General features: G+C 42.0%; 12 protein-coding genes. 8 read left to right on the top strand and 4 right to left on the bottom strand.

Translation table 11 applies throughout. The features are described 5' to 3' along the window. Positions 1-309 precede the first annotated feature (309 nt). The 6 genes from VB740_RS04605 (at position 310) to VB740_RS04580 (ending at position 9,917) form a co-directional block, all read left to right on the top strand. Positions 310-1,179, top strand: a complete 870-nt coding sequence (locus VB740_RS04605) for an inositol monophosphatase family protein (RefSeq protein ID WP_323198885.1) — start codon at positions 310-312, stop codon at positions 1,177-1,179. A 241-nt stretch (positions 1,180-1,420) separates the two neighbouring features. After that, positions 1,421-2,404: a 2-dehydropantoate 2-reductase gene (locus VB740_RS04600; RefSeq protein WP_323198884.1), complete on the top strand. Its 984-nt coding sequence runs from the start codon at positions 1,421-1,423 to the stop codon at positions 2,402-2,404. Between the two features lie 296 nt (positions 2,405-2,700). After that, positions 2,701-5,943 (top strand): response regulator, encoded by a 3,243-nt coding sequence (locus tag VB740_RS04595; RefSeq protein WP_323198883.1) that lies wholly within the window; start codon positions 2,701-2,703, stop codon positions 5,941-5,943. A gap of 12 nt (positions 5,944-5,955) precedes the next feature. Beyond that, a complete protein-coding gene (locus VB740_RS04590; protein ID WP_323198882.1) occupies positions 5,956-7,050 on the top strand; it encodes a response regulator in 1,095 nt (364 codons plus the stop codon). Between the two features lie 652 nt (positions 7,051-7,702). Next, positions 7,703-9,190 (top strand): ABC transporter permease subunit, encoded by a 1,488-nt coding sequence (locus VB740_RS04585; protein WP_323198881.1) that lies wholly within the window; start codon positions 7,703-7,705, stop codon positions 9,188-9,190. Beyond that, positions 9,183-9,917 carry an amino acid ABC transporter ATP-binding protein gene (locus VB740_RS04580; protein WP_323198880.1) on the top strand — a complete coding sequence of 245 codons (735 nt, stop codon included), beginning with the start codon at positions 9,183-9,185 and terminating at the stop codon, positions 9,915-9,917. Before VB740_RS04585 ends, VB740_RS04580 begins: the two co-directional genes overlap by 8 nt. Here the strand turns inward: VB740_RS04580 and VB740_RS04575 are convergent. Then, entirely contained in the window at positions 9,914-10,402 is a 489-nt protein-coding gene (locus tag VB740_RS04575) for an NUDIX hydrolase (protein ID WP_323198879.1), read from the bottom strand. The two genes, VB740_RS04580 and VB740_RS04575, sit on opposite strands and share 4 nt — an antisense overlap. A 120-nt stretch (positions 10,403-10,522) precedes the next feature. On the opposite strand from VB740_RS04575, the gene VB740_RS04570 reads away from it, so the two are divergent. Then, a complete protein-coding gene (locus tag VB740_RS04570) occupies positions 10,523-12,172 on the top strand; it encodes a bifunctional metallophosphatase/5'-nucleotidase (protein ID WP_323198878.1) in 1,650 nt (549 codons plus the stop codon). Between the two features lie 180 nt (positions 12,173-12,352). Here the strand turns inward: VB740_RS04570 and VB740_RS04565 are convergent, their stop codons facing one another. Next, on the bottom strand, positions 12,353-13,342 hold the full coding sequence (locus VB740_RS04565; RefSeq protein ID WP_323198877.1) for an adenosine kinase: 990 nt from the start codon (positions 13,340-13,342) through the stop codon (positions 12,353-12,355). Between the two features lie 303 nt (positions 13,343-13,645). Further along, complete coding sequence (locus tag VB740_RS04560) at positions 13,646-14,869, bottom strand: flavin monoamine oxidase family protein (protein WP_323198876.1); 1,224 nt, start codon at positions 14,867-14,869, stop codon at positions 13,646-13,648. Between the two features lie 158 nt (positions 14,870-15,027). Between VB740_RS04560 and VB740_RS04555 the strand changes: the two genes are divergently transcribed. Next, entirely contained in the window at positions 15,028-15,438 is a 411-nt protein-coding gene (locus VB740_RS04555; protein WP_323198875.1) for a hypothetical protein, read from the top strand. A gap of 308 nt (positions 15,439-15,746) precedes the next feature. Here the strand turns inward: VB740_RS04555 and VB740_RS04550 are convergent. Beyond that, the coding region (locus tag VB740_RS04550; protein WP_416289199.1) for a WD40 repeat domain-containing protein at positions 15,747-16,320 on the bottom strand (574 nt) is incomplete at its 5' end.

Raw genomic sequence — 16,320 nt, 5'->3', positions numbered from 1 at the left:
TTTCAGTATTTATATATCTTAACATACCGGACTTTTTTGATGCCTATCTACTTATGTAATTGTTTTGGGGCATGGATAGACCCATTGTCGAGAATTAATCTATAGACATCTCCGCGAATGTAGAGACGTTGCAATGCAGCGTCTCTACAAGGGTTTCAAGTAACGCATAATTCATTTCTGGAGATGTCTTATTTAAAGTAATATAGCAACGATGGTATCATTGCATCAAAATGATACCGTATTTTTGTTTATATATAGAATTTTATCGTCCTGCCAACGGTAGATTATTTCTGAAAGGAGTTTGCTGCAATGCCCACAACGCCTACTACTCGACTGATTTTGGAAACTTTACTCCCCCATCTCAAAGTAGCAGCAACCTATGCCCGTTTTCTTCAACCAAAAATTGCTGCACTTCCCGCCAAAGAACAAGGAAAAAACTTTTTTGCTGCCGCACTTACTGATGCAGATGTGGCTATTCAAAATTTTGTAGAGGTAGTACTACTGGGCACTTTTCCAGAGATTCGTTTTTTTGGGGAAGAGTATGAAAGTTCTAGCAATACTAAGTATTTTCGCGCTACGGAACTCGGTTTAGAAGGTGATTATCTAGTCACGCTCGACCCGATTGATGGCACGAAGTTTTATATGGATGGACATTCTAATTACCAAATTATTCTCAGTATTCTAAATTCTGATGACTTTGAAGCAGTACTCGCAATTTCCCCTGCCCAAAACATTTATTTTTACGCTTTTCGAGGTGAAGGTGCTTTTAAAGGGACGCTAGATATGAGCTTAGAAGCTTGTGCCCCATTAAACATAACATCCGCCAAACCTTCTATTTTGTTGGGATGGGGAATGAATTTTATCGCACATTTACTAAAAGATCAATATCAAGTAATTGATATAGCAACTGATTACTCTAGTGATATTCAAATTCCTAATCTCAATGGTATTCTCACTGGTGACTTGAGTGGAGCAGTCATCAAATCGGGCAAATTTATTGATAGTGCTGCACTCGCTTTTATTGCGAAAGAGGCTGGCTGGATTGTAACTACTCTCGACGGTTCGACTTTACCACCACTGCATACTTGTCAAAACTATAGCCTCCCTGGATTGATAGTAGCTGCGTCAAAATCTGTTCATCAAGACCTACTGTCAGCGATGCAAAGCCTAAGTGTTTGAGAGAAAATAATTAGCGCCACAAAGCGGAAGTCAAAAGAATTGTATTCCAAGTGCTGTGCTATAGGAATCCGCTTTGATTTTTGAATTTATTTGCGTGGGCAGGCAATAGGCAATAGGCAATAGGCAATAGGCAATAGGCAATAGGCAATAGTCAAGAAGGCTTTTTGATCTGTACGGAGTTTTTTCACGCAATCAAGTATGAGTCCTATAGTTAATTATTTGCTAACTAACCCTAAACAAAATGAAAATTTGTATTGTTGGCGCGGGCGCGATTGGTGGATATTTAGGGGCAAAACTGGCACTGGCAGGTGAAGTAGTAACGCTGATCGCTCGTGGTTCTCATTTAGAGGCAATTCAAAAAAATGGGTTGAAGTTGCTCATGACAGACGGTTCTAGCCAAATTGCTACTCCGTCTCTGGCAACTAGTGATATCCAGTCAGCAGGGCCACAAGATGTAGTAATTTTAACTGTCAAGGCTCACAGTGTACCTGCGATCGCACCTTTTCTCCCTGCACTCTACGATGCTCACACAATTGTAGTAACAGCCCAAAATGGCGTTCCTTGGTGGTACTTTCGCAAATATGGCGGTGAGTATGAAGGTACGCGGATTCAATCTGTTGACCCAGATGGGATTATTGAAGCTAATATCGGTGCTGACCGCGCCATCGGTTGTGTTGTTTACCCAGCAACTGAGATAATTGAACCAGGCGTGATTAAGCATATTGAAGGCGATCGCTTTACTCTCGGTGAAATCGATGGCACTAAAACAGAACGCCTTCAATTATTAGCGCAAACTCTCAAGCAAGCAGGATTCAAAGCACCAATCCGCAATCAAATTCGCACAGAAATTTGGATCAAGTTGTGGGGTAATGTGGCATTTAATCCCATTAGTGCCCTGACTGGTGCTACTTTAGAGGATATTTGTCGCTATCCCCTCACCCGTGAACTAGCACGGCAAATGATGACAGAGACCCAAGCGATCGCCCAAAAGTTGGGTATAAAGTTTGGCATTACCTTGGAACAGCGAATTAATGGGGCAGAAAATGTTGGTGCCCATAAAACCTCAATGCTACAAGATATTGAAGCCGGACGCTCCACGGAGATAAACGCTATTGTTGGCGCGGTAGCTGAATTGGGAAAACTCACTCAAATTCCCACACCTTATATTGATGCTATTTATGCCAGCGTTAAGCTTTTAGAGGCGAACAAAGTCAGAATTGGTTGAGGAAGTCTTGCTGAGGGCAGATGGCTTTGTAGAGACGGCGATTTATCGCGTCTCTCTAACGTATTAGTTTTTGAGACGCGATAAATCGCGTCTCTACATGACGGCTTTCTGGCTTATGCCAAGCGTATTGGCATAAAACTACTTGTGTGTACACTGTAGCTCCCACGGTGGGATAGGCTTGAAACCTTTATTTTTTCGTTCAAAACTAAGAATTTTCTCTTTACATCAAGCTATTAACATGACGTATATCGGGATATAATTTTTTGAGGCGCGATCGCGTTTGTAATTTTAACTTTATGAGTTATCCTTCTTGCCTCACGATCTTGCTGATTGATGATTACGCCGAAGCTCGGCTGGAATTATGCCACTTCTTGCAGCAGGACAGTCTGTATACCTATCGCATTTTGGAGTTTGAGAAGGTAACTCAAGCCCTAGAATGGTGTCAACAGGAGATACCAGATATTATTTTGTTGGGTTTTATGTTGCCTGACGGGGATAGGCTGAAGTTTATTCAGCAATTTCGGGAATGCCATAGCAATACCCAAACTGCTGTAATTATGCTGACAGGACAAGGGGATGAAATGATTGCTGTCCGGGCGATGAAAATAGCGATCGCTATTCAACAGGCGAGTGCCTATGAGCAAGCACAGGCAGAACTTGCAAAACGCCAACAAACAGAACGCAAGCTCTCAGAAGAGGAGCGGCGGCACGCAGAGATACCGCGAATTGAATTACATCTTCTGGAGCAGATTCTTGAAGTAGTCTTAGCAGGTTATTGGGACTGGGATATTCCAGGCAATCAGGAGTACTTGAGCTTAACCTTCAAGCAGATGTTCGGCTATGAAGCTCATGAGTTGCCAAATACACCAGAGAGCTGGCAACGCCTGATTTTTCCTGAGGATTTACCAGGTGTTTTGGAAATTTTCGAGCAACATGTCCAAAGTCGTGGAAAAATTCCTTATTACAATGAGGTGAGATATCGGCATAAGGATGGTTCTACCGTTTGGGTGATGTGTTCCGGTCGTGTAATTGCGTGGGATCAAGACGGCAATCCCCTTCGGATGATTGGTTGCCACATTGACATAACACAACGCAAACAAGTAGAAGAAGCCCTCAAAGACAGCGAACAACGTTATGCAACATTAGCAAAAGCGGCTCCTGTGGCTATTTTCCGGCTTGACAATGCTGGTAACTGTATTTACGTTAACGAGTGCTGGAGCGATCTTACGGGTAGACCGACACAGGCAGCATTGGGGATGGGGTGGATAGAAGCAATACACCCAGAAGACCGCGATCGCATCCTCAAGAAATGGTATGAGGCGGAATTAGAGCAAACAGAACTTTATTACAACGAGGGTAGACATCTGTGTCCAGACGGCAGTATCAACTGGTTTCACTGCTATGTGTTACCTGAAACTAACGCCAGTGGGACTATTATCGGCTATATCGGTACACTAACGGATATCAGTAATCGCAAACAAGCCGAACAAGAACTCATCCACAACAGAGATTTGCGAGAAGCAATTTTTAACGAATCTGCCGATGCCATCTTTCTAGTTGATCCGCAAACACGGCTCACCTTGGATTGTAATCGGCAGGCGGTAGAACTGTTTGAGGCAGCTGACAAAAATCAATTGATCAATATTAATGGGCAAACACTCCAACACCGTCCATTTACTGCTAGCGAAACGGATGTGATCGTGACAGATATGCAGTTAAAAGGTGTCTGGAGCCGAGAGATTGAATATATTACTCTTCAGGGGAAAATTTTCTGGGGAAACATTGCAGCTAAAACTATTACTGTAGCCGGACGTACTATGAATCTAGTCCGGATCGCTGATATCAGCGAACAGCAAGCTGCGCTGCGCGAACGCAAACAAGCCGAAGCACAACTGCGGCATACGAATGAGCAACTTGCTAAAGCCAACGTCGAACTTGCCCGCGCCACTCGCCTCAAAGACGAATTTCTCGCAAACATGAGCCATGAACTGCGAACACCTCTCAATGCCATTTTGGGTATGTCAGAGGGCTTACAGGAAAGTGTGTTTGGTTCCATTAATGAAAGACAAGCAAAAGCGATCGCTACTATTGAGCGCAGTGGTAGACATTTGCTAGAACTAATCAACGACATTTTAGACTTATCTAAAATCGAATCTGGCAAACTCGAACTGCAATTGAGTGATATTTCTGTCAGGAGCCTCTGTGATGCTAGCCTTGCCTTGGTCAAACAGATGGCTTTGAAAAAAAATATTCGTCTTAGTATTCATGTTTCTGAGAATCTTGACAGCATCCAAGTAGACGATCGCCGCCTGCGTCAAGTACTTATCAACCTGCTGAGTAATGCTGTCAAGTTCACGCCAGAGGGGGGATCTGTAACGCTAAAAGTCCGGCTGGAAGGGGCAGGGGGAGTAGGGGAGGCAGGGGAGGCAGGGGGAGTAAATTTTGCCTTGGCTCCCTTGTCCACCTCATGTTTCCCAAAGCTCTGTTTCCATGTCACTGATACCGGCATCGGTATCGCCGCTGAAGAAATCGGTAAGCTGTTTCAGCCCTTCATCCAGCTTGACAGCAGTCTTAACCGCCAATACAGTGGCACTGGTCTAGGTTTGGCACTAGTAAAACAGATTGTTACCCTACATGGAGGAACAGCCTCAGTTAGCAGTAAAGTTGGAGAAGGAAGTTGTTTTACCGTCCGCATTCCCTACCATACCAGCGATAATCTGCCAACAAGGCAGGTAACTACTTTATTGCCCAGCTATTGCTTAACTGCTGAGAATGCTCAAGTTTTGATTGTTGAAGATTCTATTGCGGCGGCTGAACAAATTACTCGCTACTTAAGCGAAATGGGAATGCAACCAATCATTTATCCCAAAGGTAAAGGAGCTGTAGAAGAAGTGCTACGCGTTCAGCCTGCTCTAGTTATCCTGGATCTGCAACTACCGAATCTATCGGGTTGGGACGTGCTAAATCAACTCAAAACCAACCCAAAAACCAAAGATATTCCAGCAATCATTATTTCAGTTGTGGATGAACGTACCAAAGGACTGGCTCAGGGAGCGTTTGAATATCTGGTCAAACCCATTACCCGCGCTCAACTTCAAGCAGCTATAAATAAACTGCAACCTTCTACCCGTTCCAAGTCGCCAAATCGGGTATTGCCAAAAGCCACTCTGAAACCACCTTTGATTTTGCTAGCAGAAGATAATCAAGCAAATATTGATACTATGTCCGGTTATCTTGAAGCTAGAGGGTATCATCTCATTTTGGCAAACAATGGACAACAAGCTATTAACCTTGTTCGAGTTCAACGCCCCGACTTAATTGTGATGGACATTCAAATGCCGAGAATGGATGGTTTGGAAGCGATACGGCTCATCCGTGATGATCGAGAATTTGTGAATATTCCGATAATTGCACTAACAGCCCTAGCTATGCCAGGCGATCGCGAAACTTGTTTGGCGGCCGGAGCTAATCAATATTTGACTAAACCCATAAAACTTAAACAGCTTGTAGCCATAATTCAACAACTTTTAGAAAGGTAGCGGAAATTCTCGATGGATAGTCAACCCTCCATTTTAGTAATCGATGATGAACCCGATAACTTTGATGTTGTTGAAACCTTGCTGGATGGCGAAAACTACCAGCTATACTATGCTCCTAGTGGTCAACAAGCTCTAAATCGCCTCAATAGTTTTCAACCTGATCTGATTTTGCTCGATGTCATGATGCCTGATCTAGATGGGATGGAAGTCTGCCAGCGCATCAAAGCCGATCCAAAATGGCAAGCGGTTCCGATTATCATGGTGACTGCATTAACTGCTAAAGAAGATTTGGCTCGATGTCTGGTAACGGGTGCAGATGACTTCATTAGTAAACCCGTCAACGGTGTGGAATTACGAGCTAGAGTTCATTCCATGCTGCGGATTAAGCAGCAGTATGACAGTATGCAAGTATTGCTGAAACTGCGAGAAGACATGGTAAATATGATTGTGCATGATCTGCGAAATCCACTTACCAGTATTGTCTTAGGGACAGAAATTCTGCGGTTGCCAGATTTGTCACCTGAACAGCAGCAAGGAAAAATCGATCAAATTTTACTTGCTGGACAACAACTACAATCGTTGATTGATAGCTTGCTGATCATGGCAAAGCTGGAATCTGGAAAAATGGTTCTCAACTACACACAAGTAGATATTTGTGCGCTGTGTATATCAGCCTTAGCAGATATTGAGGCGATCGCTGCTCAAAAGAATTTGACCCTGAGATGTGAATTACCCGAACCTGGTGGCATTGTTACAGTAGATGCAGTTATCTTTCGCCGAGTGCTGGATAATTTACTCTCCAATGCCGTTAAGTTCTCACCGTCTAACTCTCAAGTAACCCTACGGGGAGAATATTTGGCAGCAGGTGGTGCAAAAGTGCAAGTCGCTGATTCTGGTTCGGGAGTCCCTGAAGACTTACGACAAATCATTTTCGAGAAGTATGAAATTGGAACTCGAATGCCAGATGTTTCGCAAATTGGTTTAGGATTGGCTTTCTGCAAAATAGCGATCGAGGCACATTCCGGTACGATTACCATTGAAGATAATCATCCAAATGGTAGTATCTTTACTGTATTACTCAAAAATAAATTAGGCAATAGGCAATAGGCAATAGGCAAGAAGCCTTTTTGAGTTATAGTGAATTTTTTTAACAATCAAATATGAGGGCTAAATAATAGTAAAATTTTAATATATTGTCGGAGAATTGACAGAAGTATTTGCTAGTAAACCCTGTAAAAACTCAAACTTTATATTAATAAACGTAGATTAGATAACTTTTAATCCTGGTAATTTTGGGGTTTGGTATTACACTTACACAGTGGAAAAATAATTGAATAAAATCTCTATTTTTTTAAACCTTTCTGTACTTAATCTTCTATTTTAACAAAGTTTGGGGGTTTAATTCCCCCGCCTCTACAGGCAGCAGGTTTTGTGTCGGGGTTAAATCCCCGTTACAAAACGTAATTGCGAATTGCGAATTGGTTTAACAAATGCTTTGTCGCTTTGCCTAAACAAAAATTTTCAAATTAGAACTTTTATTTGCCGCATAGCACAGGTATGATCTGCTCAATTGATATGACCAATTATTCCTTGATGGTACAAGCCCCTAAATTCATTTATGGATAGATAAATTTTAAACTTTGCTTGGTTCAAGCCCCCGGATTTATCCGTGGGCATTAATTGCGAATTGCGAATTGCGAATTGCGAATTGTGCTGACAGTTTCAGGTGCGGAATGTAAATTAGAGGATTATCAAATTTATGAAGAAAAGAAAAGTATGGTTATTAACGATACTGATTGTAACAGTAGTAATCAATATCATCGCAGGACATAGTAATTCTTTAAAAGCTGCTTCATCTGTAGGCAAAGACACGCTAACGATGATTACTTCCCCAGATTATCCCCCTTATGAGTTTTATGATACTAAAGGAGGCGAGCGCCAAATCGTTGGCTTTGATATAGATATTGCTAAGACCCTTGCTGAAAAACTAGGGTTTAAACTTCAAATAATGGAATCCGATTTTAATGGATTAATTCCTGCACTTCAAGCAAATCGCGCTGACTTTGTAATGGCTGGGATGACTCCGACTCCAGAACGTCAGAAAAATATTGACTTTTCAATTATTTATTACGAAGCCAAAGATACCATTGTCGCTCCTAAAGGTAGCAACTTGAAGCAGCCTGAAGATTTATCAGGAAAAAAAGTAGGGGTACAACTAGGAACGATACAAGAACAAAATGCCCAGAAAATTGCTAAAAAATTTGCGGGTATTCAGCTAAAGCAACTCAACAGAGTGCCGGAAGTAGTTCAGGAAATCAAATCTGGGCGAATTGACGCAGCAATTATTGAGGATACCGTCGCTAAAGGATTCGCCCAAGCTAACCCAGATTTAGAGTTTAATATTATTCCCTCAGAGGAAGCAAGTGGATCTGCGATCGCTTTTCCTAAAGGTTCTTCTTTAGTAGAACCGTTTAACAAAGTCCTTCAACAAATGAAGGACAATGGCACATTGGCTAAACTAGTAACCAAGTGGTTTTCACAGACTACTACCGCCAATCCTGCATCCTCAACTCCTGCCAAAGGCGGATTGAATCTCGACTTCACCAGAATTCTTCCAGATATTCCCTTTATTCTGCGGGGAATCCCGTTAACTTTGTTGTTTACGCTATTATCTGTAACTTTGGGGTTAATCTGGGGAACAATCCTGTCTCTGTTAAAAATTCTCGGCATCAAGCCGCTTACCTGGGTTGCGAATGCCTATACCTCTGTTTTTCGAGGTACACCTTTGTTATTACAGTTGGCATTAGTTTACTACGCAACACCCCAGCTTACAGGCTATGATATTTCCGCATTGGAGGCTGGGGTGTTAACTTTTACCCTGAATTCTGGCGCTTATATGTCGGAAACCATCAGGGGTGGAATTCAGGCGGTGGATAAAGGGCAAAGTGAAGCGGCGATGTCTATGGGTGTTCCCTATTGGTTGATGATGTGGGATGTGATTTTGCCCCAAGCATTGAAGAACATTCTCCCAGCATTGGTAAATGAAACTATCGGATTGCTCAAAGATTCGGCGCTAGTGTCAACGATTGGAGTGGTGGAAATATTACGCAGCGCTCAAATCGTTGGTGCAAATAAGTATATTTATTTTGAACCACTGCTATTTGCAGGGTTAATCTACTATGTTTTGGTAATGGGTATGACTTTGGGTGCATCCGCTTTAGAAAGGAGGTTACGGGAAAGTGAGTAATGTAATCATTCGCACGGAATTCTTATGTAAATCCTTTGGCAAACTCGACGTACTCAAAGATATTTCCACTGAGTTTTATCAGGGGGAAGTGGTTGCCATCCTAGGCCCTTCTGGCTCAGGGAAATCTACTCTTTTGCGATGCCTAAACTTATTAGAACAACCCACCAGAGGCAGAATCTACTTTCACGATCAAGAAATCACCAAGCCCAAGGCAAATATTGCTAAGGTGCGTCAGCATTTGGTGATGGTATTTCAACATTTTAATTTGTTTCCCCACATGAATGTGCTGCAAAATGTCACCTACGCACCCATAAAGGTGAAAGGAATAAACAAGCAAAAAGCACAAGAACATGGTTTAGAATTGCTTGCTAAGGTAGGTTTAGAGCCAAAAGCCAATGTTTATCCGTCCAAACTATCTGGGGGACAGAAACAGCGAGTAGCGATCGCCAGGGCATTAGCAATGGAACCAGAGATGATTTTGTTTGATGAACCCACCTCTGCACTAGATCCAGAAATGGTCAAAGATGTGCTGGAAGTGATGAAAGCTTTAGCGCTATCTGGTATGACAATGGCGATTGTTACCCATGAAATGGGCTTTGCAAGAGTTGTTGCCAATCGGATTATGTTTCTCGACCAGGGAATTTTAGCAGAAGATACTACTCCTAGCGAGTTTTTCCAAAATCCTCAGTGCGATCGCGCCAAGCAGTTCTTGGAAAAAATGCTTTAGAACATCAGGAATTTGCCGCTTTTTTTGTATTCTTGAAACTTTTCCAAAACAGGGCGATCATTTGGCATTAACGTAGGTAAGTCTGCCAAATCGAAAAATTCCAGTGCTAACGATTCTCCATCTAAACAAGCGAGGCTGCCTTCCCATTCAACAGCTCGCAAAATCAAAATGAAGTTTTGGACGCGATCGCCGTTGGGATAAGTTACAGTTTCAAAAGCTGGGTTGGAAGAAAACCCCACAGCTTCAAAACGCTTAACCGTTAAACCAGTTTCTTCAAAAACTTCTCTTGCTGAACATTCTTCGGCAGAGTCACCTACTTCTGGACAGCCACCAGGTAGCCCCCAAAGTTTGAAATCACTTCGTTTTTGCAACAAAACGCGCCCCAAATTATCCTCGATAATCACGCGTGCGCCAAATAATAGAAGTAAGCGATCGCCTACAACTTGTCGTAACTTACCGAGATAAGAATCTGACCAATTCGCCATAATTTTAGACAAAGTTTGTAAAGAAAATCTAAAGCTAGCAAATAGCGTTCTGAACCTACTTCAGTGTTTCTACATCAAAGTAGTTAAGAATCTTCGCATCTAAAGTTAACAAGCGCAATCATGGCTTTCCTTTCACGATGGGGAATGCGATCGCAACAGAAATTGCCTCTTCCTAGTACAATCAATTCCGTAGAGTACGAGTTTCCAAAGCTAAATATGAAACTTATTTGTCAAGGGTGCAGTGTAATTTTACAAGTATTAGCCACAGTAACTTTAGCTACTCCTGCACTTGCAGAAATCGTTAAAATTAACCTGTTGCAACTTAACGATATCTATGAAATTACTCCTGTGGAGGGGGGAACTCGTGGCGGTTTAGCGCGTGTCGCTACTCTACGACAACAGCTTTACAAAGATAATCCTCGCACTTACACTCTGTTTGCTGGAGACGCCTTTAGCCCTTCGGCTTTAGGAACTGCCAAAATTAACGGTACACCTCTGGCTGGTAAGCAAATGGTAGCTGTGATGAATGCCTTGGGGTTCGACTATGCAACTTTTGGCAATCACGAATTTGACCTTCCCGAAAACCTCTTCTATCAAAGATTGCAAGAATCTCGGTTTCGCTGGGTTTCCAGTAATGTATCTGATAGCACAGGACAACCCTTCAAAAGTGTTCCCCGCTCAATAGTATTCAATGTCAAAGGCGATCGCGGTGCTGTGGTTAGGGTAGGATTAATTGGTGTTACCGTTGATAGTAATCAGCCTAAGTACGTCAGTTACACCGATCCAATTGCAACAGCCAAACAGCAAGTTAGTAAACTCAAGGGTAAAGTTGATATTGTAGTTGCTCTTACCCATCTATCAATTGAAGATGACCGCAAACTAGCCGAAACTGTACCGGAAATAGACATGATTCTGGGAGGCCATGAGCATGAAAATATCCAGCAATGGCGGGGGCGGGATTTTACACCGATTTTTAAAGCAGATGCGAATGCACGCACAGTTTACGTTCACCAATTGAGTTACGATACGAGCAAAAGAAGTCTTGCAATTAACTCTCGGTTAGTGCCGATTACTGATAAAATCCCTGACGAACCAAAAACGGCAAAGATAGTCAAGGAGTGGCTAGAACTAGGTTATCAGGCATTTCGCGCCAATGGTTTTGAGCCAAATCAAGAAATTGGGAAACTGACATTTGCTTTAGATGGTTTAGAATCTAGCGTCCGCAACCAATCCACAAAGCTGACAGAGTTAATTGCCCAGGCAATGTTACAGGAAGTACCTGACGCAGATTTAGCTGTATTTAATGGCGGTTCAATTCGCCTTGATGATGTCATTCCAGCAGGTCCAATTACCCAATATGACGTGATTCGGATACTGCCTTTTGGCGGTAAAGTTGTGGCAGTAGAAATAAATGGTGCGCTTTTGCAAAGAGTATTAGATCAAGGGCAAGCCAATCAAGGCACCGGTGGCTATCTGCAAACAGCCAAAGTTAGTCAACAAGCAAATTCAAGAAATTGGTTGATTCAAGACCAACTTCTTGACCCCAAACGCACTTACACAATTGCTATAAATGACTTTTTAATAAATGGTAAAGAAAAAGGATTAGACTTCTTAAATCTTCAACAACTAGGGATTAAACTGATTGCTGAAAAACGAGATATTCGTTTTGTAATCATTGACCAGTTAAAGCGTCAAGTTGCTTCTCCAGGAGACGCTGTGCGTAGCTTGCTTCGACCTAGAAGTACGCTCCAATTAAAAATTAATAATTAAAGCTTGAATAAACAAATCTTAATTTTGCATTTTTAATTCCCGATAGCGTAAAAATTCACGGATAAAAGACAAACTGACTGTAAACATTTCTGAAGCAGAAATAAGCCTAAACCCATATAGGTTACAAAGGCTTATACTGCTGGCATAAAATTTGACCTCTCAAAACTTTTCAAACACCCTCTAAGCAATAACTAATGCCTTTAATTCCTCAGTTTTTAATCTTGGTCCATAGGATGTAACAATCTTAGAAGCTGCGGCTGATGCTAATTTTCCGGCTTCTTCATAGCTCATACCTTGCGTAATTCCATAGAGGAAAGCTCCTGCATACATATCTCCTGCTCCTACTGTATCTACAGCTTTTACTTGAGGTGCAGCGATTTCGATTAATTTCTGACCGTCAAATACTACCGAACCCTTGGGACCGCGAGTAATGGCAAATTTCTTACTCAAGGTTTTTAGTTTGTCTACAGCTACTTGAAAATCTTGTGTATCTGCGAGTTCTAATGCTTCACTTTCATTAGCAAAAATCAAGTCTAAACCAGATCCAATGATGTCTAATAAACCATTTTTAAAAAATTTCACCATGTTGTAATCAGATAGGGACATGGTAGTTTTTACTCCCGCTTTTTCAGCTATTTCTCTAGCCTTTATAGCTGCTTCTTTTCCTGTAGGAGAAGTCACTAAATATCCTTCAATATAGACATATTCTGAATCAGTGAGCGCTGATGATACTAATTCTTGTGTAGAAAATTCTTCAGTAATTCCCAAAAATGTATTCATGGTGCGATCTGCATCGGGAGTTACTAACACCAAACATTTACCTGTAATTCCTGATTGGCGGTCGCCATTTTTTAAGTTGGTATCTACCTGAGAGTTGAGTAAATCTTCTATGTAAAAGTCTCCAAACTCATCATTAGCCACTTTACAGGAATAAAAAGCTTTTCCTCCTAGTTGACTAATTGCCACTATTGTGTTTGCGGCTGAACCTCCACAACTCTTATGGCAATGAAGATTTTTGAGATTTTCCAAAATATGATTTTGACTGTCTTCATCTATAAGTGTCATTACACCTTTGTCAATCTTTAACTCTTGTAGTAACTCTGGAGATACTTCGTATTCTATATCTACTAAGGCATTGCCTACACCATAAACATCATATTTCTTGCCCATTGTTTATCTCCTAGTATAATTTCTGTCTGACTTGAACAGAACTGATAATAACAGATAGGCAACTCCTAAGAGTTACTTGGTCATAATTTCGTGGCCCCGCATTTTTTCAAGATATTTTCCCGGATTTATCACAAAAAAATCCAAAAAAGGGGTCATAAACTGCGAAAATCTATATAAGATAAGCATTTCAACAGTTATAAAGCATGAACTATTAGATAGCGATCGCCCTGTACCCGTTGCGTAAGTCCTGTTACTTTTTCGGCCTAAACCCAATTATGGTAACAGTGATGGCTATATGAGGTGTCACCTTTTCATCAAAGGAACGGTAGAGCCAGCAAAGTGAATTTCTTTAGCAGCTTTAAGTCCAGATTCTAATGCTCCTTGAAGCCAGCCTCTCGTCTTGGAAGTATGGTCTCCAGCGAAATAAATCTTTCCTTCTGACTTCCCTAATTCTGAAAACAGTTTCTTCTCCTGTTCATCTGTTGGATAGGCCCAGCCTCCTTTTGACCAGATATCTTTTGTCCATGAATAAAAGTGCGATCGCACAGAGTAATTACTTACCCCAGGCAAAATCTTCTCCCAATGCTGGAGTAATTTTGTCTGTTGAGCTTTACCCTCAAAAGCATCCATCTCAAGAGCTTTTTCTCCTTTGAGATAGGCATGAAGAATACCTGTCTTTTCAGGTTTATCCCAAGTAGTATGCCACAGTTCTTCATCCTCGAAAAATCCCCACCCATTTAAGTTATCCTTTTCCCAGAAGCGATTAGGGAATTTCACAAAGGCACGGGTTGCTTCTCGATAGTTATATCCTCCTACGGCCGCCTGTTTTTTTGCTGGAGATAGCTCAGGTGAAAAAGTAATTTGATTTAAAACAGTTAACGGGACAGTACACAATACACAATCACCAAGATATTGTTGCCCTGACAAGCACGACACTTCAACACCATTAGATGTTTGTACGATCCGAGCAACAGGATCATCAAGTTTAATTTTTCTAGTCAATGCTTGGGCAAATGCCTGGGGAAGTAGATCAAATCCATCCGTCAGTTTTTGAATTTCTTGTGGACGGATTTGTGGCTGATTTTGAAATAGTTGTTCCCCTGGGATTGATAGACGTTTTCCGTCCTTCATCGTCAGAATTTTCCCTGATGTCGGCGCAAACTGTGAAAGTTTTAAACCAAAATGTTTGATGTAACCAAGGGTTAAATGATGATTTGATGGGATTCTGGCCGCTCCAAGTTCTACTAAATCCTCTGCTTGAAACGCTCCTCGCAGAGTTAAAATTCTACCACCGACACGTTTCCTTGCTTCTAAAATGGTGACATCATGACCAACTGCTGTTAATTCATACGCTGCCACTAAACTAGAAAGACCTGCACCGACAATAAGCACCTTTTGACGCGGCAATCCTTTGGGCAAAGCGCCAGGAGAATTTGGTTTTTGGGCAAGTACTTGATCGTAGGTGATAGTTGCGGCGATGGCGAGAGTACTTCGCAATAAAAACTGACGGCGATTCAGGTTGAACATAGAGGCGGAACTATTGATTGGGGAAGTACAGCATAATCTCGCGGCAATATGTGCGTTTTAGCCGCAAAACCCTTTGATTTTAGCAATAAGCGCATAAAATTGTGAGAAAATTGACCTCGTAATTCATGCAAAATTTTGAATTTATCAAAGTCAATTTTATGAAAAAGAACTATGTTTTCCTGACATACGCCTTATTGATTTGCACTGCTGTGCCTCAAAAAGCTCTAGCAGATGAGGTTTGGAAAACGGAAGAATATAAAGTGGTTTATCAAGAAGATCGTAATAAAACTGCCGTGTGGCGTTATGGTCGCGATGGAGTAATCTTCATTGATGGTTTAGCAGGAGTGTTTAATAACCGAGGTTCATACAATGGTTATTGGGTACAAAAGTCTTCATCGGTACGTTGCGATACCTATAGAGAAGGGGCAGATGGTAAACCTACCTATCATTGGGGCAGATTTAAAGTCACTTTCATTGATTCAAAATTCCCCTCCCGTTGGAAAGCTGATATTAGCCTTTGCGATCGCGATCCTGTGATGACTTTAAACGGTACACCTGTTACACAGTAATCACCAAGCTAAAACTGACGTTGCTGAATGATGACAGGCGACCGATTGGGCTGGAAAAAATTTTGTCGGGGTGAAGTCGTGGCAGATTGCTATCCAGCTGCAAACGCCACACCTGAATCGTTTCATTCTGATCACTACTAGCAATTCAGTCTCCGAAATTCCGAGTTCGGTCGCTGTGGGCAGGTCGGGAGTTACTACTACCCTTGTATGAGAGGACTTTCACCTCTATCCCAGGTTTAGTTATGAGGTTTTCAAGGTTCTGTTCCTTGGCGTTCTCACCCTAAGTTATGTATTGGCTTAGGAACGAGTCACACATGCGTTTGCCCTGCTGTGGATACTGATTGCCAAGCAAGCCGATCTTTCCAGTGCGATGTGAAATTAAGTGGAACTGCTTGCTTAAAGTCCTCTAAAGCTGCTGACAAAGCTTTCTCTTTTAGCTTTGCTGCACCTTGGTTGTGCAACTGTTTAGGGGATTGTGGATTCCATACATATTTTTGACAAGTTTGGTGGGCAATTTCTACATCACTGCCATTTTCAGGATTTTGAAAGACGGGATGATAATGTAACCTGTTGCAGCAAACTTGTAACCATTCTTGCCACCCACATTGCCACAAGCGGACTGTTCCATCAAGACTACCACTGGCAATCAGTTTACCATCAGGGCTAAAAGCTGCGGAATTTACCCAATACTCATGTCCCTGCCAAGGTTGACCAATGGGGTTGCCGTCAATATCCCACAAGCGCACTGTCGAATCATTGCTGGCACTGACAATCCACTGACCATCAAAGCTAAAGGCGACAGAATTAACTTCTTTTTCATGTCCGCACCAAGGTTGACCAATGGGGTTGCCGTCAATATCCCACAAGCGCACTGTCGAATCA

This window comes from Nostoc sp. UHCC 0251 (genome assembly GCF_034932245.1).
Lineage (GTDB): Bacteria > Cyanobacteriota > Cyanobacteriia > Cyanobacteriales > Nostocaceae > Nostoc.
Note: the sequence above shows the minus strand (reverse complement) of the source record. Positions and strands in the feature narration are given on the sequence as shown.

Coding starts and splice junctions, on each gene's coding strand:
- VB740_RS04605 (WP_323198885.1), top strand. CDS start 310: ATGCCCACAACGCCTACTACTCGACTGATTTTGGAAACTTTACTCCCC.
- VB740_RS04600 (WP_323198884.1), top strand. CDS start 1,421: ATGAAAATTTGTATTGTTGGCGCGGGCGCGATTGGTGGATATTTAGGG.
- VB740_RS04595 (WP_323198883.1), top strand. CDS start 2,701: ATGAGTTATCCTTCTTGCCTCACGATCTTGCTGATTGATGATTACGCC.
- VB740_RS04590 (WP_323198882.1), top strand. CDS start 5,956: ATGGATAGTCAACCCTCCATTTTAGTAATCGATGATGAACCCGATAAC.
- VB740_RS04585 (WP_323198881.1), top strand. CDS start 7,703: ATGAAGAAAAGAAAAGTATGGTTATTAACGATACTGATTGTAACAGTA.
- VB740_RS04575 (WP_323198879.1), bottom strand. CDS start 10,402: ATGGCGAATTGGTCAGATTCTTATCTCGGTAAGTTACGACAAGTTGTA.
- VB740_RS04570 (WP_323198878.1), top strand. CDS start 10,523: ATGGCTTTCCTTTCACGATGGGGAATGCGATCGCAACAGAAATTGCCT.
- VB740_RS04565 (WP_323198877.1), bottom strand. CDS start 13,342: ATGGGCAAGAAATATGATGTTTATGGTGTAGGCAATGCCTTAGTAGAT.
- VB740_RS04560 (WP_323198876.1), bottom strand. CDS start 14,869: ATGTTCAACCTGAATCGCCGTCAGTTTTTATTGCGAAGTACTCTCGCC.
- VB740_RS04555 (WP_323198875.1), top strand. CDS start 15,028: ATGAAAAAGAACTATGTTTTCCTGACATACGCCTTATTGATTTGCACT.